At 68.5% G+C, this 21,482-nt stretch carries 19 protein-coding genes and 1 riboswitch; of the genes, 9 read left to right on the plus strand and 10 right to left on the minus strand.

Annotated elements, in window-relative coordinates:
• The first annotated feature begins 16 nt into the window (after window positions 1-16).
• The 6 genes from IG62_RS0116065 to IG62_RS0116090 all read left to right on the plus strand — a co-directional run bounded on the left by IG62_RS0116065 (window position 17) and on the right by IG62_RS0116090 (window position 7,475).
• Window positions 17-640: a TetR/AcrR family transcriptional regulator gene (locus IG62_RS0116065; protein WP_030802463.1), complete on the plus strand. Its 624-nt coding sequence runs from the start codon at window positions 17-19 to the stop codon at window positions 638-640.
• A 786-nt stretch (window positions 641-1,426) separates the two neighbouring features.
• Window positions 1,427-1,999, plus strand: a complete 573-nt coding sequence (locus tag IG62_RS0116070) for an RICIN domain-containing protein (protein WP_030802465.1) — start codon at window positions 1,427-1,429, stop codon at window positions 1,997-1,999.
• A 240-nt stretch (window positions 2,000-2,239) separates the two neighbouring features.
• Window positions 2,240-3,346 carry a 23S rRNA (adenine(2503)-C(2))-methyltransferase RlmN gene (gene rlmN, locus IG62_RS0116075; RefSeq protein WP_030802467.1) on the plus strand — a complete coding sequence of 369 codons (1,107 nt, stop codon included), beginning with the start codon at window positions 2,240-2,242 and terminating at the stop codon, window positions 3,344-3,346.
• Between the two features lie 33 nt (window positions 3,347-3,379).
• Window positions 3,380-3,500: riboswitch (TPP riboswitch) on the plus strand.
• A 103-nt stretch (window positions 3,501-3,603) separates the two neighbouring features.
• Complete coding sequence (locus IG62_RS0116080) at window positions 3,604-4,680, plus strand: thiamine ABC transporter substrate-binding protein (RefSeq protein WP_030802469.1); 1,077 nt, start codon at window positions 3,604-3,606, stop codon at window positions 4,678-4,680.
• Window positions 4,681-4,721: 41 nt separating this feature from the next.
• On the plus strand, window positions 4,722-6,386 hold the full coding sequence (locus tag IG62_RS0116085) for an ABC transporter permease (RefSeq protein WP_030802471.1): 1,665 nt from the start codon (window positions 4,722-4,724) through the stop codon (window positions 6,384-6,386).
• Entirely contained in the window at window positions 6,387-7,475 is a 1,089-nt protein-coding gene (locus IG62_RS0116090; RefSeq protein WP_030802473.1) for an ABC transporter ATP-binding protein, read from the plus strand. It abuts the gene before it with no gap.
• A 106-nt stretch (window positions 7,476-7,581) separates the two neighbouring features.
• Here IG62_RS0116090 and IG62_RS0116095 read toward each other — a convergent pair whose 3' ends face one another.
• From IG62_RS0116095 to IG62_RS0116115, 5 genes are all read right to left on the minus strand, one after another.
• Window positions 7,582-8,268 (minus strand): response regulator, encoded by a 687-nt coding sequence (locus IG62_RS0116095; RefSeq protein ID WP_030802474.1) that lies wholly within the window; start codon window positions 8,266-8,268, stop codon window positions 7,582-7,584.
• Window positions 8,262-9,416: a sensor histidine kinase gene (locus IG62_RS0116100; RefSeq protein WP_030802475.1), complete on the minus strand. Its 1,155-nt coding sequence runs from the start codon at window positions 9,414-9,416 to the stop codon at window positions 8,262-8,264. The genes IG62_RS0116095 and IG62_RS0116100 overlap by 7 nt, the downstream gene beginning before the upstream one ends.
• Before the next feature lie 582 nt (window positions 9,417-9,998).
• The gene (locus IG62_RS0116105; protein WP_234326555.1) at window positions 9,999-11,063 is read right to left on the minus strand and encodes a hypothetical protein; all 1,065 of its coding nucleotides are present in this window, start codon (window positions 11,061-11,063) and stop codon (window positions 9,999-10,001) included.
• A gap of 162 nt (window positions 11,064-11,225) precedes the next feature.
• Entirely contained in the window at window positions 11,226-12,380 is a 1,155-nt protein-coding gene (locus IG62_RS0116110) for an LOG family protein (RefSeq protein ID WP_030802478.1), read from the minus strand.
• Between the two features lies 1 nt (window position 12,381).
• Window positions 12,382-12,789, minus strand: a complete 408-nt coding sequence (locus IG62_RS0116115; protein WP_030802479.1) for a MarR family winged helix-turn-helix transcriptional regulator — start codon at window positions 12,787-12,789, stop codon at window positions 12,382-12,384.
• Window positions 12,790-12,905: 116 nt separating this feature from the next.
• On the opposite strand from IG62_RS0116115, the gene IG62_RS0116120 reads away from it, so the two are divergent.
• Window positions 12,906-13,340, plus strand: coding sequence for a RidA family protein (locus IG62_RS0116120; RefSeq protein WP_051798133.1), 435 nt, complete (start codon window positions 12,906-12,908; stop codon window positions 13,338-13,340).
• Window positions 13,341-13,809: 469 nt separating this feature from the next.
• On the opposite strand, the gene IG62_RS0116125 is transcribed toward IG62_RS0116120, so the two are convergent.
• The 4 genes from IG62_RS0116125 to IG62_RS0116140 all read right to left on the minus strand — a co-directional run bounded on the left by IG62_RS0116125 (window position 13,810) and on the right by IG62_RS0116140 (window position 17,771).
• Window positions 13,810-14,982 carry a hypothetical protein gene (locus IG62_RS0116125; RefSeq protein WP_030802483.1) on the minus strand — a complete coding sequence of 391 codons (1,173 nt, stop codon included), beginning with the start codon at window positions 14,980-14,982 and terminating at the stop codon, window positions 13,810-13,812.
• Entirely contained in the window at window positions 14,964-15,704 is a 741-nt protein-coding gene (locus IG62_RS0116130; RefSeq protein WP_030802485.1) for an ABC transporter ATP-binding protein, read from the minus strand. The genes IG62_RS0116125 and IG62_RS0116130 overlap by 19 nt, the downstream gene beginning before the upstream one ends.
• A 229-nt stretch (window positions 15,705-15,933) precedes the next feature.
• A complete protein-coding gene (locus IG62_RS0116135; protein ID WP_030802487.1) occupies window positions 15,934-17,295 on the minus strand; it encodes an aspartate aminotransferase family protein in 1,362 nt (453 codons plus the stop codon).
• A gap of 2 nt (window positions 17,296-17,297) precedes the next feature.
• Window positions 17,298-17,771 (minus strand): Lrp/AsnC family transcriptional regulator, encoded by a 474-nt coding sequence (locus IG62_RS0116140; RefSeq protein WP_018087114.1) that lies wholly within the window; start codon window positions 17,769-17,771, stop codon window positions 17,298-17,300.
• Window positions 17,772-17,969: 198 nt separating this feature from the next.
• On the opposite strand from IG62_RS0116140, the gene IG62_RS0116145 reads away from it, so the two are divergent.
• Both IG62_RS0116145 and IG62_RS0116150 read left to right on the plus strand, forming a co-directional pair.
• Window positions 17,970-19,424 carry a gamma-aminobutyraldehyde dehydrogenase gene (locus tag IG62_RS0116145; RefSeq protein ID WP_030802492.1) on the plus strand — a complete coding sequence of 485 codons (1,455 nt, stop codon included), beginning with the start codon at window positions 17,970-17,972 and terminating at the stop codon, window positions 19,422-19,424.
• Window positions 19,425-19,571: 147 nt separating this feature from the next.
• Window positions 19,572-20,753 carry a polyamine ABC transporter substrate-binding protein gene (locus IG62_RS0116150; protein WP_030802494.1) on the plus strand — a complete coding sequence of 394 codons (1,182 nt, stop codon included), beginning with the start codon at window positions 19,572-19,574 and terminating at the stop codon, window positions 20,751-20,753.
• Window positions 20,754-20,783: 30 nt separating this feature from the next.
• Here IG62_RS0116150 and IG62_RS0116155 read toward each other — a convergent pair whose 3' ends face one another.
• Window positions 20,784-21,428 carry a DUF2690 domain-containing protein gene (locus IG62_RS0116155; RefSeq protein WP_051798135.1) on the minus strand — a complete coding sequence of 215 codons (645 nt, stop codon included), beginning with the start codon at window positions 21,426-21,428 and terminating at the stop codon, window positions 20,784-20,786.
• Between the last annotated feature and the right edge of the window lie 54 nt (window positions 21,429-21,482).

Below are 21,482 nucleotides of genomic sequence, written 5' to 3' on the forward strand. Positions count from 1 at the left end.
GTGGTAGAAAGGGGTCATGCCCAAGGTCGTGGATCCGGACGCCCGCCGCCGCGAGGTCGTCGACGCCCTGTTCCGAGTCGTCGTACGGGACGGTCTGCAGCGCACTTCGCTGCGCGCCGTCGCCGGCGAGGCCGGACTCAACATCGGCTCCCTACGCCACTACTTCGCCAGCCAGCAGGAACTGATGGACTTCGCCATGCAGTCGATGCTCGACGGCCTCACCGACCGGTTGCTCCGCCACGTCGAGCACATCGGAGAGCTGAGCCGGCATCCCCCCGCGGAACGCCTCCGACTTGCCGCCGGTCTGCTGGCCGAACTCCTTCCGCTCGACGAACGCCGCCGCGCGGAGGTCACCGTCTTCCTCGACTTCAACGCGGCGGCCCGCACCAACCCGGCCTTCAAGGACCTCTCCGACCAGGCCGCAGCCGGCGCCCGACGACTGGTCCGCCGCGTCCTGACCCGCCTCGACGAGTCCGGCACCCTGCGCCCGGGCCGTGACCTGGACATCGAGACCGAGCGCCTGACCGCCCTCCTCGACGGCCTGGGCCTCGGTGCCGTCCGCAATCCCGACGTCCTGAGCCCCCAGATGTGCACCGCCGTACTGGCGGCCCACCTGGGGGACTTGGCGGGGGAGGGGTAGGGGCAGGAGGTGGGGGTGGGGAGGGCTTGGCGCCAGAGCCGATCGTTCGGGTCCTCGACATCGTTCCGGGTGAGGTCGTTTATCGGCGAAAGCGCCCCTTCGTGGCCCCTTCGTGCCGGACGACAAGTCGGCCCCAACGGCAACGAGTTACCTACCGGCATGGCTCGTTGCGGGATCGGCCACCCCACTTGAGGGAAGGGGTGCGGGAAGGGAAGGGGCGCGGTGCGGGAAGGGACGCGCCAAGGGAGGCGTGCGGTTCAGGCACCCTTTGCTCATGAGTGCTTTCAGCAGTGACCTGGCCCTGAACGTTACCGATGTCTCCGGCAACGGCGTTGAGATAGACGTAGCGACAAATGCGCTCGACGGCACGGTTCGCCTGGCTGTGCTCTGGACTCAAGAGATTGTGCTGACACCCGAAGACGCGGAACGTGTGGCGCACTCACTCCTCAATGCTGCGGTACGCGTCCGCCGGGGTCGGAGTGGACGGACCGGCGCGCCGTAGGTCAGCCAGCAAGCCGTCCGGCTGAGCTGAGCCGTGACGGCCTCCTCGTCAAAAGACGGAAGGGGCGCAGCGCATCGGGGCGGGTTCCACCCTTTACCGGCTGCCGATCTGTGCGAGGCGTGCTTCGATGGTGGTAAGGGCTGCGGCGCCTCCATCGGTGGCCCACTGTCAGCCGTCGACGCGGCACCGGAGTTCGTTTCGCAGAAGCCCCGGAAAGAGGGCTTGCGGACGAGTCAACGTATTTCCTTCTCATTCCTCGCAGAAACTACGAGAGGGGCACTCCTATGCGCAAAAACAACCGGACGCGCCGCCTTTTGACGGCATCGACAGTTCTTGTAGCCGGGGGCGTCATGCTCTTTCCTGACGGCGCGGTCGCACAGTCGGCTACGGACAGTGCCCCGGCGCAGATATCGGGAACCTTCCAGCTCGTCAACGCGCAGACCGGTAAGTGCGCGACGGTTGCGGGCGGTGTCTCCACGGACAACAACGTCAGGCTCGTCCAGTTCAATTGCGATTCGCATCCCTCGCGCCGCTGGATCGTCACCAACAGCAACGGCCGGTCCAATCAAATCGTCAACGAACAGACCCGCAAGTGCGCGACCGTCGCCGGCGGTGTCTCCACCGACAACAACGTCGAGCTCGTCCAGTTCAACTGCGATACGCACCCTTCACGCCGCTGGATTATCACCAACCAGAACGGCAATTCGTTCCAGCTCGTCAACGCGCAGACCGGCAAGTGCATGACGGTTGCGGGCGGTGTCTCCACCGACAACAACGTCACGCTCGTCCAGTTCACCTGCGACACCCATCCGTCGCGCCGTTGGGTCTTGCGTCGGGTCGGCGGAATCATCGACTGAAACGGGTCGACACAATCATCGCGATCATCGGGGAAGCATTCCACCGCCCGCCGAAGTAGCCAGCCGTCGGCGTAGCGGCCGGCCATCGTCGACAGTCCGCGGGCCGTGCCAAATCGACCCACGACAACGACGCCGCAAACGACGCCGGATGGCGACATGACCACGTGACGACTGAGGGTGACCGGCTCGTCGCCTATCGCACCTGGGCCTCCCAAGACGATCTGCGACACTGGACGGACCATGCCTGCACCCGGAGAACTCACTTTCGTCGCGCCGCGCGGAGCCAAGAAGCCCCCGCGGCACCTTGCCGACCTCAGCCCCGTCGAGCGCCGCGAGGCGGTGGCCGCGATCGGTGAGAAGCCGTTCCGCGCCAAGCAGCTGTCGCAGCACTATTTCGCCCGTTACGCGCACGATCCGGCGCAGTGGACCGACATCCCGGCGGCGGCCCGCGAGAAGCTGGCGAGCGAGCTGCTGCCGGACCTGATGACGGTCGTACGGCACATCTCCTGCGACGAGGACACCACCCGCAAGACGCTGTGGAAGCTGCACGACGGCACGCTCGTCGAGTCCGTCCTGATGCGTTACCCGGACCGGGTCACCATGTGCATCTCCTCGCAGGCCGGGTGCGGGATGAACTGTCCGTTCTGCGCGACCGGCCAGGCCGGGCTGGACCGTAATCTCTCGACCGCGGAGATCGTGCACCAGATCGTCGACGGGATGCGGGCACTGCGCGACGGTGAGGTGCCGGGCGGCCCGGCGCGGCTTTCCAACATCGTCTTCATGGGCATGGGCGAGCCCCTGGCCAACTACAAGAGGGTAGTCGGCGCCATCCGCCGGCTGACCGACCCGGAGCCCGACGGACTGGGCCTCTCCCAGCGCGGCATCACCGTTTCCACGGTCGGCCTGGTCCCGGCGATGCTGCGGTTCGCCGACGAGGGCTTCAAGTGCCGCCTCGCCGTCTCGCTGCACGCCCCGGACGACGAGCTGCGCGACACGCTCGTCCCCGTCAACACGCGCTGGAAGGTCCGCGAGGTGCTGGACGCGGCGTGGGAGTACGCCGAGAAGTCCGGCCGCCGGATCTCGATCGAGTACGCCCTGATCCGCGACATCAACGACCAGGCATGGCGCGGTGACCTGCTCGGACGGCTGCTCAAGGGCAAGCGGGTCCATGTGAACCTCATTCCGCTCAACCCGACGCCCGGGTCGAAGTGGACCGCCTCGCGTCCCGAGGACGAGCGGGCGTTCGTCCAGGCCATTGAGGCGCACGGGGTTCCGGTGACCGTCCGGGACACCCGCGGCCAGGAGATCGACGGCGCCTGCGGGCAGCTCGCGGCCTCGGAACGCTGACCGTCCGCTGGTACTGTGTGATCGAACAAATGCACATTCCGACAGGGGAGCGCCACAGCGCTGAGAGTGCGGAAGCGTCGTAGCCATACGGTGCCCGCAGACCCTTGAACCTCGCCCGGGTCATTCCGGGTAGGAAGTTCGGTCGTCACTCATGCTGTTGCGCCCCGCCCTGAGTCCCCTCCGTACGTCCCCCGACGTCGAGAGCCGAGGACACCGGGCGGGGCCGCGTCTCTTCCTGGCCAGCCAGGAGGAAATCAGTGAGCACCACCAGCAGGATCACCGCGGCAGCGCTCGCCGCCGCGGTCGGTATGACCACGCTTGCCGCATGCGGCGGCTCGGGCGGCGCGAGTGCGGACGACAAGACCGTCACGCTCGTCAGCCATGATTCGTTCGCTGTCTCCAAATCCGTCCTGGCCGCCTTCGAGAAGGAGAGCGGCTACAAGGTCAACTTCGTCAAGGGCGGGGATGCCGGCAAGGCCGTCAACCAGGCGATCCTGTCCAAGGACAACCCCCAGGGCGATGTCTTCTTCGGAATCGACAACACCCTCCTTTCGCGGGGACTGAACGCGGGGTTGTTCACCCCCTACAAGGCCAAGGGTCTGGACAACGTCCCGGCCGCCCTGCAGCTCGACAAGGGACGGCACCGGGTCACCCCGCTCGACTACGGCGACATCTGCGTCAACTACGACCGCGCCTACTTCACCAAGCACAAGCTCGCGCCGCCGACCACCCTCGACGATCTGACCAAGCCGCAGTACAAGAACCTGCTCGTCACGGAGAACTCCGCCACCTCCTCTCCGGGGCTCGCCTTCCAGCTCGCCACCATCGCCAAGTACGGGAACGCCGGCTGGCAGAACTACTGGAAGAAGCTCAAGGCCAACGGCGTCGAGGTCGTCGACGGCTGGGAGCAGGCGTACAACGATCGCTTCTCGGGCTCCGCCGCAGGCGCGGGCAAGGGCGACAAGCCGCTGGTCGTCTCCTACGCCTCCAGCCCGCCGGCCGAGGTCCTCGGTAAGAAGCCCGCTCCCAAGGAGGCCCCGACCGGGGTGGCGACCGGTACCTGCTTCCGGCAGATCGAATTCGGTGGTCTGCTCAAGGGCGCGAAGAACGAGAAGGGCGGCAAGGCGCTCCTGGACTTCCTCCTGAGCAAGAAGTTCCAGGAGGACGAACCGCTGAATATGTTCGTCAACCCGGCGCGTAAGGACGCCAAGGTGCCCACGCTGTTCACCAAGTACGGCACCAAGATCGACAAGCCGACGACACTGCCGCCGGAGACGATCACCAAGAACCGTGAACAGTGGATCAAGCAGTGGTCCTCGCTCGTTCTGAAGTAGTCCACACCCGGCGGCGCACGCGCCCCGCGCGGGGAACGGCGATGCGGCTCGGCCTGATGGCGGTGCCGCTCGCCTTCTTCGCGCTGTTCTTCGCCTATCCGGTGGCCGCGATCGTCGGACGGGGACTGAAGGACGGCGGACAGTGGCAGCTCGGCCGGCTCGGAGCCGTACTGACCGACCCGGACATCGTCCATGTGCTGTGGTTCACCGTCTGGCAGGCAGCGGCCTCCACCGGCCTGACGCTGCTCATCGCACTGCCCGGCGCTTACGTCTTCGCACGTTTCGACTTCCCCGGCAAACAACTGCTGCGTGCGGTGGTGGCGGTGCCGTTCGTGCTGCCGACCGTCGTCGTCGGCTCCGCCTTCCTGGCCCTCGTCGGCCGTGGAGGGCTGCTGGACGAACTCTGGGGCCTGCGCCTGGACACCTCGGTGTGGGCGATCCTGCTCGCGCACGTCTTCTTCAACTACGCCGTGGTCGTACGGACCGTCGGCGGGCTGTGGGGGCAACTCGATCCGCGTCAGGAAGAGGCCGCGCGGGTACTGGGCGCCGGGCGGTTCGCGGCCTGGCGCAAGGTGACGCTGCCCGCCCTGGGGCCGGCCGTCGCGGCGGCCGCACTGATGGTTTTCCTCTTCACCTTCACCTCCTTCGGCGTGGTCCAGATCCTGGGAGGCCCGACCTTCTCGACGCTGGAGGTGGAGATCTACCGGCAGACCGCGGACTTCCTGGATCTGCCGACAGCCGCGGTTCTCACCATGATCCAGTTCGCGGCCGTACTGGGCGTTCTCGGGCTGCACGCCTGGACGGTGCGCCGGCGGGAAACCGCACTCCGGCTCGTGGATGCCTCGCAAGCCACCCGTCGACCGCGCGGCCGCGGCCAATGGGCGCTCCTGTGGGGCAACCTCCTGATCATCACCGTGCTGCTCGTCGGCCCGCTCATCGTGCTCGTCGAGCGGTCGTTCGCCGGCCCTGACGGCTACGGGACGATCTTCTACGACTCCCTGCGCTCCGCCGCGTCCGCCGACAGCACCTTCGCCGTCGCGCCGCTCGACGCCCTGTGGAATTCCCTCGCCTACGGAGCCGCGGCCACGTTGATCGCCTTGGTGATCGGCGGACTGGCGGCCGCCGCCCTGACCTTGCCTCGGCTCCGCAGGAGCCCGTCGGGGCGAACACCTGTGGTCAACCGGTTCGTCCGGGGCTTCGACGCCCTCTTGATGCTGCCCCTCGGTGTCTCCGCGGTGACCGTCGGCTTCGGCTTTCTGATCACCCTCGACAAGCCGCCTCTGGACCTGCGTGCCTCCTGGTGGTTGGTCCCGCTTGCCCAGGCGCTGGTGGGGGTGCCGTTTGTGGTCCGGACGATGCTGCCCGTCCTGAAGGCGGTCGACGGGCGACTGCGCGAGGCCGCCGCCGTCCTCGGTGCCTCGCCATGGCGGGTATGGCGCGAGGTCGATCTTCCGATGGTGCGGCGGGCCGTGCTGATCGCCGCAGGGTTCGCCTTCGCCGTGTCGCTCGGCGAATTCGGTGCGACGGTTTTCATCGCACGGCCGGACCACCCGACGCTTCCGGTGGCTGTGGCACGGCTGCTGGGGCGGGCCGGAGAGCTCAACTACGGGCAGGCGATGGCCCTGTCGACCATCCTGATGGTGGTCTGCGCCGGCGCCCTGCTGATCCTGGAGCGCATCCGCATCAACCACCCCGGGGAGTTCTAGATGACGGCACGGGCCGAGTCCACTGCGCCAGACCTGCTGCGCCTGGACGGAGTGACCGTACGCTTCGGCGCCGCCGATCGCCCCGCCCTGGACTCGGTGGACCTGGATGTCGCCGCGCACGAAATCGTGTGCGTCCTGGGCCCGAGCGGCAGTGGCAAGTCCACCCTGCTGCGGGTGGTCGCCGGTCTTCAGCAGGCCGAGGCGGGTCGGGTGCTGCTGGAGGGACGGGATCAGGCGGGCGTAGCCACGCACCGGCGCGGGGTCGGCCTGATGTTTCAGGACCACCAGCTTTTCCCACAGCGGGACGTCGCGGGCAATGTTGCCTTCGGGCTGCGGATGCGACGCACCGCGCGTACCGACCGGGAGCGTATGGTCGCCGAACTGCTCGACCTCGTCGGGCTTCCGGGCGCTGAGCGGCGTGCCGTGGCGTCCCTGTCCGGCGGTGAACAGCAGCGGGTCGCACTGGCCCGCGCGCTCGCCCCGCGCCCCCGCCTGCTGATGCTGGACGAACCGCTCGGTCAGCTCGACCGCGGTCTTCGCGAACGGCTGGTCGTCGAACTTCGCCGTCTTTTCCAGGAGTTGGGGACGACCGTACTGGCCGTCACTCACGACCAGGGTGAGGCCTTCGCGCTCGCCGACCGGGTCGTGGTGATGCAGGAGGGCCGGATCGCGCAGACCGGCACCCCGCTGGAGGTCTGGCAGCGCCCGGCCTCTGAATTCGTTGCCCGCTTCCTCGGCTTCGACAATGTGGTCGAGGCGACGGTGCAGGGCGAGGCGGCCGTCACCCCGTGGGGCAAGGTGCCGATCCCGAACGGGACCCCGGACGGACCGTGCCGGCTGCTCGTACGGCCGGCCGGTGTGCGGCTGATGCCCGCGCCCGAGGGCCTGCCCTGTAGGGTCGCGGCCCGCACCTTCCGCGGTACCCACGTCGCCCTGCTGCTTCAGCCCTCTGGTGGACCGCGGTTGGAGGCGGCCTGCGCCCTGCGCGAGGCGCCGGAGGTGGGGGAGCGCGTGGGGATCGCGTTCACCGCACAGGACGTCGTGGTCCTGGACGCTATGGGACAGGACGCTTCGAACCCGGCGGACTAACTGTCGGGTGCGCTGCAACTGTGCCTGTGCCTGTGCTTGCGCCTCTGCCTTGGCCATGGAGTGCTCCTTCAGGTGGTCGTCGTGCCTTGTTCAGGGGGGTTGTCGGTCATGCGAGGGGAAGGGAATCCGGTCGGCGGCCCTGCGGGACCACCAGGCCCAACTCGTAGGCGAGGATGACCGCTTGAGCGCGGTCACGTAGACCCATCTTGGTGAACAGCCGGTTGATGTGCGTCTTGACGGTGTGGTCGGTGATCGTCAGTCGTTCGGCGATCTCCGCGTTGGAAAGCCCCTGGGCGATCTGGACGAGCACCTCCACCTCGCGGCCGGTCAGCTCCTCGACCGTGCGTACGGGAACCGGTGCCGCGCGCTGCTTGACGAAGGCCGCGATGAGCCGCTTCGTCAGTTCCGGCGCGAGAAGCGCATTCCCCTCCGCCACCACCCTTACGGCATGGAGGAGCTCCGGGAACGTCGCATCCTTCAGCAGGAAGCCGCTGGCCCCGGCCGCGAGCGCGTCATAGACGTACTCGTCGAGACCGAACGTCGTCAGCATCAGCGCTTTGGTGGTGCCGCCGGACGCCCGGGTGATCTCACGAGCAGCCTCGATGCCGTTCTTGTGCGGCATGCGGATGTCCAGCAGTGCCAGGTCGGGCCGCTGCTCCGCGGCGACACGCACCGCCTGGACCCCGTCCTCGGCCTCACCGACCACCTCGATGTCGTCCTGAGTGCCCAGCAGATTGACGAATGCGGTGCGGACGACCGCCTGGTCGTCAGCGATGATTGCTCTGATCACCAAGGGATTTCCGCTTCTATGAGAAAGCCGCCGTCGGGTCCGGGCCCGGCCGTGAGCTTCCCGCCGAGCAGCGCCGCCCGCTCCTGTATGCCGACCAGCCCGTGGCCGGTGTGGGCCGCACCCACCGGACCTGGTCCGTCATCCGCGATGCGCACCGCCAGCCGGTCGGAGCAGTAGCCGATCTCCACCACCGTATGAGCCCCCGGAGCATGTCGACGCGCGTTGGTCAGCCCCTCCTGCACGATGCGGTATGCGGACAGCTCCCAGGAGGTGGGCAGCGCGACGCGTTCACCGCTGATGCGCAGCTCGACCTCACCGCCCACCGAGCGGTGCTGTGTTATGAGGTCGTCCAGTGCGTCGAGGGTCGGCTGGGGAGCCGTGCCGGCCTTGTCATCGGGCCCGGTCCGCAGGGCGCCCAGCAGCCGGCGCAGCTCCGTCATCGAAGAGCGGGCGGAGGCGGCGATCTGCTGAAAACCCTCGCGGGCCTGCGGCGAGAGACCTGGCGTGGTGTAGGTGGCGCTCTCGGCCTGGACCGCGATCATCGAGACCGAGTGCGAGATGACATCGTGGAGTTCGCGTGCGATCGCCGCCCGCTCGGCATCGGCGGCCTGCTGCCGCTCCATCTCGATCAACCGGGCCTGTGCCGCGGCGCGCTCCCGACGCGTTTCCTCCCGTGCACGCACCGCATCACCCATCGACACCGCCGCGAGGATCGCCACGGTCAGTACGAACCACTCGGCGTAGAGACTGGGGGAGTAGGCGGGCCAACCCCATGTCGCAATGTGCCACTGGTTCACGATGAGTGAGAGAACCGAGCCGGCGACGACAACGACCACGGGGTGGGCAACTCTGCGACGCCCGAGGGTGTAGCAGCCGATCAGCCCGCTCACGGCGGCCGCGATATAGAGGTCGCTGCCGGCCGCGAAGCTGACCTGGACCCCTACTACCGCGAGCACCGCGATGGCCGGGTACGAACGGCGCCAGCCCAGTGCCGCGGCGGACGTCAGCACCGCGAGCGCGATCACCAGCGAGTGCCGCGGTACCACCACCAGTTCCGCGGCAGCGAACGCCGTCAGCGCTCCGCCGGTGATCCAGGGGTATGAGGGCGACGCGATCCACCCGCGCAGCCGCTGCTGGAGAGATTTGCTCATGCCGATATTTTTCAAAATCGCGCCTTGCCGCAGCGTCGCCGCACGGGTTGATCTCTCGGCCGCATGTCATGCCACGGGTTGATGCCGAGGTTCAGTTGCTCGGTTGACTCCCGGCGAGCCAGCACTCCGTAGCCTCGTGATCACGCGAGGACGGAGGAATGATGGGCTACCAATACCCCTTATACGTAAGGCAGTTGTCGATGTCGTGGCTGGGGAAGCCGGCCTGGTGCGGGCTGCATGTTGGACACCGCGTGGGCTCGCCCGCGGAGAAGTGGGGACAGAGCGCCGGCGCAATCGTGAACCTCGGCGGCCCGACACACCTCGCAGACTCGCGGCACGGTCGGGTGTGGTGGGGGCCGGCTGCACGCCCCGTGCGGCGCGGGGCCAGTGAGGTCGGTCCTATGGTCGACGGTCGCAGTCGACATGCCGTCTCGGTATACCTCAACGGCATGCTGACCGACCCTGACGCCGTGAAACTGATGGAGGGAGAAAGGGCGTGCCCGGGGCAGGTCGGAGTGGGGCTTCGACTGGGACCGGCTCCTGCGACGATCTGGCGCGATGACTGGGCACAGGATGAATGGGCTATTGGCTGCGCTCGGCGCTGGGCCGGACCTCACTCGCCGCGCCCTGTGTCTGTTCGTGACCGGGAGAAGACGCGGCACCGTCGGGCAGGGCCCCGTTCGCCGCCTCGGGCGAGCCCGGGCCTGGGGATCCCAGCTCCTTGTCAGCCCCCGTGCTCGATCGTGCCGCCGACGCCGGCGCAGCGTGGGAACCGTCCGGCTCGGGCTCGCCGAACCAGGCGACCGCTACCGCTCCGGCGACGGCCACTACAAAACCGAGGACGGCGACCCAGGCGAATCCCGGACGGGAGGAGTCACCGAGCCAGAGGACGCCGAGGATGCCGGGGACCACGGTCTCGCCCACCACGAGCGCCGCCGTGGCGCCGTTCACCGAACCGATCTGCAGGGCGACGGTGTGCAGATACATGCCGCCGAGACCCGCGATGAGGATCGCGTACAGGGCAGGGTCGGCGAGCATGGACGGCAGATGGAAGGGATCAGCGCCGTTCAGCACCCGCACGCCGACGCCGAGGGCACCGAAGCCCAGGCCGGAGAGCAGACCGGCGAAGATGGCAGCCTGTCCGCCCATCAGGCGCACGATCAAGGTGCCGCCGCCCATGAGCAGGACGGAGGCGGCGAGCAGCCACCAGTGGGTGGCGATCGGGGTGTGGCCGCTGCCTTCCGGGCCTGCGGCCGTGGCGAGCAGCACCAGCGCGGAACAGACCACGCCGATGGAGCCCCACTCGGCCTTGCTGAGCCGGATGCCGAGGAGCTTGATGCTCAGAACGGCGGTGATCACGAGGTTCGCGCTGATCACGGTCTGGGACAGGAACAGCGGCAGCAGTCGGGCCGCCAGCGCGCCGAGCCCGAAACCGATGAAGTCCAGCACGGAGCCCACCAGGAACTCCCAGGTCACGGCGGCTTTGGCGGTCGAGGAGAGGCTGGGGCCGCCGTGCTGGGTGACGCCCGTGGTGGAGGCCTTGGCCGCCTCCTGGCGGGCGGATTTACGGGAGCCGACCGCCTGTAGGACCGAACCCGTGCCGTAGCAGGCCGAGGCTGCCACCGCCGTCAGAAGGCCGATGATCACCGAGAGCTCCATTCGCCCGCTGTCTGCATTACCTGTTCATTGCCTGCTTGGCAGACGTGCATTTCGGGAGGGGAGTTGCCTCGGCGGGCAGACGGATCACGCGTCGCCGGCAGGAGCGCCCGTTCGTCTTTCGGGTGGCCGGGTGGAAGAACGTCCCCTCGCTCAGGATGAAGCCCCGTCCCTCAGGCGGACGAGCGCGTCCGGGACCTCATCCACCGAGTCGACAAGGGCGATCCGGGTAGCCATGGGGCGGTCCGTGGCGAGGGCCTGGAGCAGGGGCCAGGTGGGCAGCTTCTCGGTCCAGTGCGCGCGGTTCACCAGCACCATCGGGGTCGGCTCGCCCCGCGACTGGTAGTAGTTCGGGGTCGCATTGTCGAAGATCTCCTGGACGGTCCCGGCCGCTCCGGGCAGGAACACGACGCCGGCGTTCGAGCGTGCCAGCAGGCCGTCCTCGCGCACCGCGTTGACGAAGTACTTGGCGATGTGGGACGCAAAGGCATTGGGCGGTTCGTGTCCGTAGAACCAGGTCGGAATGCCGACCGAGGAGCCGCCGCCCGGCCGGCTCCGGCGCACGTCGAAGGCGGCACGCGCCCAGTCGGTGATCGACGGGCCGAAGTGGGGTGCCTTGGCAAGGATCTCCAGAGCGGAATCGAGCATCGCGTCCTCGAAGGGCGAGGCATACGCGCCGAGGTTCGCGGCCTCCATCGCGCCCGGACCACCACCCGTCGCCACGGTCAGGCCGTCGCGGGCGAGGCGGCGACCGAGCCGGGCCGCCCCCGCATAGGCTGCGGACCCACGCTCCAGTGCATGTCCGCCCATGATGCCCACCACCTGTGCGCCCGCCAGGTGTTCGTCGAGGGCGTCGGAGACCGCGTCGTCGTGGATGCTGCGGAGCATCGAGGCGAAGATGTCGCCGTCCGATTTGGTGTCCTGGTACCAGTGATAGGTGAGTGCGTCCGGGGTGGTGTCGTAGCCCGCGTCGACCAACCCCTCGAAAAGCTCCTCCGGCCCGTACAAGCTGCCCCGATAAGGATCGAACGGCAGGTCAGGTATGGGCGGGAAGACCAAGGCGCCGCCGGCCCGGACCTTGGCCGTCGCGTCCGGCTCCATCGCGCAGCCGAGAAACACGGCGTCCGTGGTGTCCGTGCTGAGGAGTGCGAACGTACGGTTCGTCAGATCGACCGACTGGATGCGGTAGCCGGCGAGGCTGCCGGTGGAGGCGACCTGGTCGAACTCCTCCAGGGACTCGATCTCGCGGTCGTGTTCGGGGTGACGGTCGGACGCTGGGGACTCTGAATTCCGGTGCACGCCCGCCATGCTAGGGCCGCAGGGACTCCACCAGGGGACGGAGGTTACGGTCGGCGGCCGCCGAGTCCAGGGCGGCGCGCAGGGCGTCGTCGTACGTCGGCCGTGCCTTCTTCTGCAGCTTGCGGCCTTCCTCGGTGATCACGCTGTACACGCCGCGCCGGTCGTCGGGGCACAGGTCGCGGCGGGTGAGGCCGGAGGACTCCAGGCGCGAGGCCAGCCGGCTCACCGAGCTCTGATTGAGACCGATGAGATCGGCGAGTTCCTGCATCCGCAGCTCGCCCTCGCCCGCCTCGGCCAGCCGGGCCAGCGCGCGGTACTCCGACAGTCCGATGCTGTGGTGCTGCTGCAGGGCTTTCGCCAGTTCCTGCTCGACGCGCGTGTGCAGTGCTCCGAGCCGGTCCCAGTGCTCCGCGTCCATCGCCATCCGCCCCTTCTGCCTTTTTCCGCTGGGCCCTTGACAGCAGCGTACATGCGTCCGAAACTTATGTATGCGCATGCAACTAATGCGTATGCATGGAACCAAACTGGGGGGAGATGAAGATGGCGACGGAGAACGTGGCAACCGAGGCTTGGGGCGCGACCGAGATCGAGCGGATCGCCACCGTGCCGGACTGGTATGAGCCGTACAAGATCTCACAGGCCATCAGGGCGGGCGGATTGATCCACGTCTCGGGGCAGGCGGGGATCGACGAGCAGGGGCGGACCGTCTCGGACGATTTCCTGGAACAAGGCCGGCAGGCTTTTGCGAATGTCGAACGGGTCCTGGCCGCGGCGGGTGCTTCGCTGGCCGATGTCGTCAAGGTCGGCATCTTCGTGACGGACATGGCGGCCCACCTCGACCATGTCATCACGCTGCGCGAGGAGTTCCTGTCCGAGCCCTATCCCGCCGACACGCTGCTGGAAGTGTCAGCTCTGGCCCAACCGGACTGGCGAATAGAGGTGGAGGTCACGGCGCTGGATCGCCGCTGACTGCGAGACGCACGATCGGGTTGGGTAAGGGCCCGTCATGCCCCAACCTGGCCAACGAGGTCGAGGCGGAGGGTCCTACTCAGCGGCCCTGCCTCAGGGGGCACTGCCATATGGGCAAGATGCGTACGGCATACGCGCCTGCACCGCGCTGCTACGACGCACTCCCTCAGTCACCGAACACCCACCGCCGCGCCCTGCCCGCCCGACGTCGCCGCAGGCAGGCCAACTGGCTGCCCGGTTCCAGCTCCTGACGCCAACAGCCTGGCCTCCACCCGGCTGAGGCCACCCGCTCCGGCCTCAGGAGACCCCACTCACAGGCTGGACCCACAACCCCAACCACCTCAGCCCCAACCACCTCAGCCATCGCCCAACTCCCCACCCCCAGCTGAACCACAGCACAACCCGCAGCTCACCCGCCAAAACAATGCACAGCTCAATGCACAGCTCAATGCGGGGCCCACCCGCCAGCTCAATGCATCAACGGCAGCGTCGCCATTTCAGCCACGGTCCAGGTGAGGGGGACCAGGACGATCAAGAGGACCAGGGTGCGGAGAGCGGCGGCACGGTGGAGGACGGAGGCGGAAGCGCCCAAGCGGCGGAGGGTGGCCGTGGTCCGGGCGCGCGCCGAGCGGGATTCCACGGCGGCGGTCAGGGCGCTGGCGGTGACACAGGCGAGGACGACCGTTGCGCCGACGCCGGTGAGGGGACCGAAAGGACGGGAGGGAACGGAGTCGTAGACCTTGGCGGCGACGTAGGCAGCTGAGGCGACCGCGCACAGGACGCCCAGTGGGCGGCCCAGGCGGTGGGACTCCTCCTGGAGGACGCGTCCGGAGAGGAGGCGCAGGGCGCCGGGGCGGCCGGCGCACAGGAGGCGGCCGCAGAGATGCACCAGGCCGGGGCCTGCCAGGACGAGCCCCAGGGCCGACAGGGCCCAGCCGCCCAGTACGCCCGGCGGGCTGCCGATCAGCCGGCCGGGCAGGGGGAGCAGTCCGCCGTGGGCCTTGGAGGCGGGGCTGGTGTAGGCCTCGATCGCCAGGCCGGCAGCAGCCAGCGCGATGCCCCAGGGGAGGCCGGACGGCGGGGCGGTCCGGGGGCGGGGCTCGGCGTCCTGTGACCCGGCGTCGTCGCGGGGGCGCAGGGAGACGGCCGTCGCGGCGGACGCGGTCAGCGGTACGAGGGCCAGCAGGAGGAGAGCTCCGACGAGCGGCAGGGGGTGACCGGCGCCCAGCAGGTCGGTGTCGATGCCGAGGGAGCGGGCGGTGTCCGTGCCGCCGAGGTCGCCGCGGAGACGCAGAAAGACGAGCAGCGAGAGGAGGACGCCCAGGAAGCAGGTCAGCGCGGTGGAAGCGGTGGCGAGGAGGGTGAGACGAAGGGGGCCCAGTCCGGCGGCGGTCATACCGCGCTGGAGGCGGGCGGCCGGGTCGGTGCGGGCCGTGGAGACCGCGAGCTGCGCGGTGGCGGCGAGCGGGGCGGCGCACCACAGCAGGCGTACGACGGATTCCTCGGCCGCGGCCGGGTGGCCGGCGGCGTGGCCGAGGGTGGACAGCATGAGGAATCCGGTGCCGGCCGCGGCGGTGGTCACGAGGAGGCGGCGCAGCAGGACGAGGGGGTGAGAGCCGCGGGCTAGACGGAGAGCGAGCACGCTGCCCTGCTTTCCTCATCGGGGGAGCCGGCGCCGGCCGGTGCGGCGGTCGACTGGCGGCCGTCGAGAAGCGTGACGGACCGGTCGGCGAGCGTGCCGACGTCCGGGTCGTGGGTTGCCAGGACCACGGTGATCTGGTGCGAGCGGGCCGCGGTGGTCAGGGTGCGCAGGACCTGGGTGCCGTCGGCGTGGTGCAGGGGGGCGGTCGGCTCGTCGGCGAACAGCACCTGAGGGGTGGTGGCGAGGGCGCGGGCGATGGCGACGCGCTGGCGCTGGGACTGGTCGAGCTGAGCGGGGCGGCGGCGGGCGCACATGCCGACGTCGAGGCGGTCGAGCCATTCGATCGCGGTGTGCTTCGCGGAGCGGGCGCCGGTCCCGCGCAGCAGCAGGGGGAGGGCGGCGTTCTCCCAGGCCGTGAGTTCGGGAACGAGGTGAGGTTCGGTGTCGATCCAGCCGAACCGGTCGAGACGCAGCCGTTCGCGGCTGGGGGAGGAGAGGGTGTGCACGGGGGCACTGTTGAACCAGACCTCGCCCTCGGTCGGGACGAGTTGACCGGAGAGGCACTTCAGGAGGGTGGTCTTACCGCTGCCGCGCGGGCCGTTGACGGCGAGGATCTCGCCTTCGCGGACGCCGAGCGACATTCCGGCGAGGGCGGTGGTCCCACCGTACGTGTGGTGCAGGCCGCGGGCCCAGAGAACGTCGTTGTCAGGCGGGGCCACCATCTGCGCACCTCTTGCTTGTTCGCGTCGAGTCGTTCCCCCAACCGGGTGAACGACCATGGAGGGTATCGGTCACTAGCACGGTAAGGAGTGCTGACCCCCGGTATTCGCCGCTTGGCAGCACAACGGCCCAGATTCACTCGTATGGCTTGAAGTGAGTGAATCTGAGCCGCTGGGTGTTCAGTTGTGTATCTGTGAGCTCCGCATCAGCGAAAAGGAGGTGACGCGATGATCAGAGCTTGGTCCAGGCCTCGGTGAGGACCGCGCGCAGGATCTGCTCGATCTCGTCGAAGACCGACTGGTCGGCGATCAGCGGCGGGGCCAGCTGGATGACCGGGTCGCCACGGTCGTCGGCCCGGCAGTAGAGACCGTTGTCGTACAGGGCCTTGGAGAGGAAGCCGTAGAGGACGCGCTCGGTCTCCTCGTCGTTGAACGACTCCTTGGTGGCCTTGTCCTTGACGAGCTCGATGCCGTAGAAGAAGCCGTTGCCGCGGACGTCGCCGACGATCGGCAGGTCGTGCAGCTTCTGCAGGGTGCTCAGGAAGTTGCCCTCGTTGTCGAGGACGTGCTGGTTGAGACCCTCACGCTCGAAGATGTCGAGGTTGGCGATACCGACGGCCGCGGAGACCGGGTGGCCACCGAAGGTGTAGCCGTGCAGGAAGGTGTTGTCGCCCTTGTAGAACGGCTCGGCCAGGCGGTCGGAGATGATGCAGGCGCCGATCGGGGAGTAGCCCGACGTCATGCCCTTGGCGCAGGTGATCATGTCCGGGACGTAGCCGAACTTGTCGCAGGCGAACATCGTGCCGAGGCGGCCGAAGGCGCAGATGACCTCGTCGGAGACGAGCAGTACGTCGTACTGGTCGCAGATCTCGCGGACCCGCTGGAAGTAGCCGGGCGGCGGCGGGAAGCAGCCACCGGCGTTCTGCACCGGCTCCAGGAAGACCGCGGCGACGGTCTCGGGGCCCTCGAAGAGGATCTGCTGCTCGATCTGGTCGGCGGCCCAGCGGCCGAAGGCCTCGGGGTCGTCGCCGTGGATCGGGGCGCGGTAGATGTTGGTGTTCGGCACCTTGTGCGCGCCGGGGACCAGCGGCTCGAAGGGAGCCTTCAGGGCGGGCAGGCCGGTGATCGACAGGGCGCCCTGCGGGGTGCCGTGGTAGGCGACCGCACGCGAGATGACCTTGTGCTTCATCGGCTTGCCGGTGAGCTTGAAGTACTGCTTGGCCAGCTTCCAGGCGGTCTCGACGGCTTCGCCGCCACCGGTGGTGAAGAAGACCTTGTTCAGGTCACCCGGGGCGTGCTGGGCCAGGCGCTCGGCCAGCTCGACGGCCTTGGGGTGGGCGTAGGACCACACGGGGAAGAAGGCCAGTTCCTGCGCCTGCTTGTAGGCGGTCTCGGCGAGCTCGACCCGGCCGTGTCCGGCGTTGACCACAAAGAGGCCGGCGAGGCCGTCGATGTAGCGCTTGCCCTTGTCGTCGTAGATGTTGGTGCCCTCACCGCGCACGATCGTGGGCACGGGAGAGTTCTCGTACGACGACATGCGGGTGAAGTGCATCCACAGGTGGTCGTACGCCGTCTTGGAGAGGTCGGCGCTCATTGCTATCTCGTTCCCCAGGTGTAGGTCTGCTTCCGGAGCTTGAGGTACACGAAGCTCTCGGTGGATCGAACGCCGGGAAGCGTGCGGATCCGCTTGTTGATCATTTCCAGAAGGTGGTCGTCGTCCTCGCAGACGATCTCGATGATGAGATCGAAGGAGCCTGCCGTCATGACGACGTACTCGACCTCCTCCATGGTCGTCAGGGCGTCGGCCACGGGGTCGAGGTCACCCTCGACGTTGATGCCGACCATTGCCTGCCGACGGAAACCGACCGTGAGGGGGTCGGTGACCGCGACGATCTGCATCACGCCTTGGTCGAGCAGTTTCTGTACGCGCTGGCGCACGGCCGCCTCGGACAGGCCTACGGCCTTGCCGATCGCGGCGTACGGACGGCGCCCGTCCTCCTGGAGCTGCTCGATGATCGCCAGGGAGACGGAGTCGATCGACGGAGTGCCGTTTCTGTCACGAGTGGCCACGTCCCTCACTGTGCACGAGCCTCGACAGTCTTGCAACCCCAAATCGATGAAATTAGTCGTGTCGCGAGCAGAATTTAACTGATTCCGTTGTTCCCGAGTGGCGGGTGTGTTGAAAACGTGGGATCCGCGGCTAGGGTGGTGCCAAACCACCGGACAGTGGTTCCCAACCACCGGACATCTGACTGAAGGGGGCGCACAGTGACCACCGCACTGCGTCGTCTGCGCAACTACATCGACGGGGAGTTCCGGGACGCCGCCGACGGGCGGACCACGGAGGTGGTCAATCCCGCGACGGGTGAGGCGTACGCCACCGCCCCTCTCTCGGGTGCCGCCGACGTGGACGCGGCGATGGCCGCGGCCGAGGCTGCTTTTCCCGTATGGCGTGACCTGATCCCCGCCGAGCGGCAGAAGGTCCTGCTCAAGATCGCGGACCGCTTCGAGGAGCGCGCCGAGGAGCTGATCGCCGCCGAGTCCGAGAACTGCGGCAAGCCGATCGCGCTCGTCCGCTCCGAGGAAATCCCGCCGATGGTGGACCAGATCCGCTTCTTCGCGGGTGCCGCCCGGATGCTGGAGGGCCGCTCGGCCGGCGAGTACATGGACGGCTTCACGTCCATCATCCGCCGCGAGCCGGTGGGCGTCTGCGCCCAGGTCGCGCCGTGGAACTACCCGATGATGATGGCCGTCTGGAAGTTCGCCCCGGCCATGGCCGCGGGCAACACCGTCGTCATCAAGCCGTCCGACACCACCCCCGCCTCGACGGTGCTGATCGCCGACATCATCGGCAGCGTGCTGGACGAGCTGGGCCACCCGCGCGGCGTGTTCAACGTCCTCTGCGGTGACCGCGAGACCGGCCGCCTCATGGTCGAGCACAAGGTCCCGGCGATGGCCTCGATCACCGGCTCGGTGCGCGCCGGTATGCAGGTCGCCGAGTCCGCCTCCAAGGACCTCAAGCGGGTCCACCTGGAGCTGGGCGGCAAGGCCCCGGTCGTCGTCTTCGAGGACACCGACATCCCCAAGGCCGTCGAGGACATCGCGGTCGCCGGCTACTTCAACGCCGGCCAGGACTGTACGGCCGCCACCCGCGTGCTCGTCCAGGAGTCCATCCACGACGAGTTCGTCGCCGCGCTCGCCAAGAAGGCCGCGGAGACCAAGACCGGTGCGGTCGACGACGAGGACGTGCTCTACGGCCCGCTGAACAACGCCAACCAGCTCAAGCAGGTCAAGGGCTTCATCGAGCGGCTGCCCGCGCACGCCAAGATCGAGGCGGGCGGCGAGCAGGTCGGCGAGAAGGGCTACTTCTTCGCCCCGACCGTCGTCTCCGGTCTCAAGCAGGACGACGAGATCGTCCAGCACGAGGTCTTCGGCCCGGTCATCACCGTCCAGTCCTTCTCCGACGAGAAGCAGGCGGTGGAGTGGGCCAACGGCGTCGAGTACGCGCTGGCGTCCTCGGTGTGGACCAAGGACCACGCCCGCGCCATGCGGCTGTCCAAGAGCCTCGACTTCGGCTGCGTGTGGATCAACACCCACATCCCGCTGGTCGCCGAGATGCCGCACGGTGGCTTCAAGAAGTCCGGTTACGGCAAGGACCTCTCGGCCTACGGCTTCGACGACTACACCCGGATCAAGCACGTGATGACCTCGCTCAACGACTGAGCGGACCGGCCGGCCCGACCGGCCGACCCGGGGGATCCCCCACCGTCGAGCGGCACGGAACGCTCGACACACCGTCGCGGGCGGAGGCCCGGCAACTGACGCTCTGTCGCTTGCCGCCTCCGCCCGCGGCACGTGAGAGTGCTCGCCATGGCTGATCTTTCGCGGCGGGCGCTCCTTAGGGGCATGGGCGGAACGGGTGTGACGGGGGTGCTGGCCGCCCTGACCGGATGCGGGGTGCCGCCCGCGTACGTCGAGGCCGCGGACCGCGGGGGCCCGGACCGTTCGGGGCGGGAGCGGAAGATCGTCTTCGCCAACTGGCCGCTCTACATAGACGTCGACGACCACGACAAGCAGCGCCGTCCCACCCTCGACGCGTTCCAGCGGCGCACCGGGATCTCCGTCACGTACACCGAGGAGATCAACGACAACGACGAGTTCTTCGGCAAGATCAGCCCGGCGTTGATGAACCACCAGGGCACCGGCCGCGACCTGATCGTCATCAGCGACTGGATGTGCGCGCGGTTCGTCCGGCTCGGGTGGGTGCAGAAGATGGACCGCGCCGCCCAGCCGAATGTCGCCAAGTACCTCGACCCGCTGCTGCGCACCCCGCACTTCGACCCGGGCCGGCTGCACTCGGTGCCCTGGCAGTCCGGGATCACCGGCATCGCCTACAACCGCAAGAAGCTCGGCCGGGAGATCAAGCACACCTCGGACCTCTGGAAGCCCGATCTGCGCGGCCGGGTCACCCTGCTCTCCGGGCTCGACGAGGCGTTCGCCCTGCTCATGCAGGGGAACGGGGTCGACATCACCCGCTGGACGGCAAACGACTTCTACCGGATGACCGACCAGATCCGAGGCCTGGTCCGCCAGGGCCACATCCGGCGCTTCACCGGCAACGACTACATCAAGGACCTCGACTCGGGAGACGTGCTCGCCGCCCAGGCCTACTCGGGCGATGTGATCCAGCTCCAGGCGGACAACCCGGACATCGAGTTCGTGGTGCCCCAGGAGGGCGCCGAACTGTGGGCGGAGAGCCTGATGATCCCCAACCTCGCCGACCACAAGCGCAACGCCGAGCGGCTGATCGACTACTACTACGCGCCGGAGGTCGCCGCGGACCTGGCCGCCTGGGTCAATTACGTCTGCCCCGTACCGGCCGCGCGCGACGTCCTGGCCTCCTCCAAGGACAAGGAGCGGGCCGCGCTCGCCGAGGACCCGCTGATCTTCCCCGATGACGCGATGCGCAAGCGGCTGGCCATCGCCCGGGACATCACGTCCAAGGAGCGGGCCGAGTTCGCGAAGGAGTGGAACGGGATCGTGGGGCTGTAGCGAGGGGTGCGGAGCGCGGCGGGGCACCGTCTAGAGCGGTGGGATGTCGTTCTGGCCGGCTCCGATGCGGACCTGGTCGCCCGGTGGGAGACCGTGGGAGGGCTGGCCCTTGACGCTGGTGCCGATGGCCTGGGCGGAGAAGGTCCTGCCCGCCGGGAGCATGGCCGTGTACTGGGTGTGCCCGGTGCGTACCGCTTTGCGTTCCTTCTTGGTCGGGGAGGTGGCGATCTCGATCGTGTCGCCCTTCTCGGCGCCTGTCAGCTTGCCCCAGACCGTGCGGCAGGCGGGGCTGTAGCGGACCGAGACCTGCATGCTTCCGGCCAGCTCCCGGGCCAGGGTGACCGCGCCCCGGTCGCAGTGGGTGTCCTTGGGGTCGAGGCCGTCGCAGTCGATCGTCGTGCAGCTCGGGGGCTCGGTCGCGGCCGTGACGGCGGACGGTGCGCGGACGGGGCCGGCCCCGCCGCCGCGGTCGTCGTCGCGTTCACCGCCCGCGAGCAGCGGGATCGTCACGGTCAGCACGGTGGTCACCGCGGCCACGATCACCGAGCCGATCAGCGTCTCGGGGCCGTGCCGCCGCAGCCAGGAGCGCTCGTCGGGCGGAGCGGTCCGCGGGCTCGTTCCCGAGTGGTCCGTCCCGCCGTGGGGATCCTCCGCATCGCCTCGTGAGCCGGGCACGCGACCTCCTGCACCGTGTGACTCTTCGTCAGGAGGGCAGGATAGGGCGATTGG

The organism is Streptomyces sp. NRRL S-337, from assembly GCF_000720175.1.
GTDB classification, from domain to species: domain Bacteria; phylum Actinomycetota; class Actinomycetes; order Streptomycetales; family Streptomycetaceae; genus Streptomyces; species Streptomyces siderophoricus.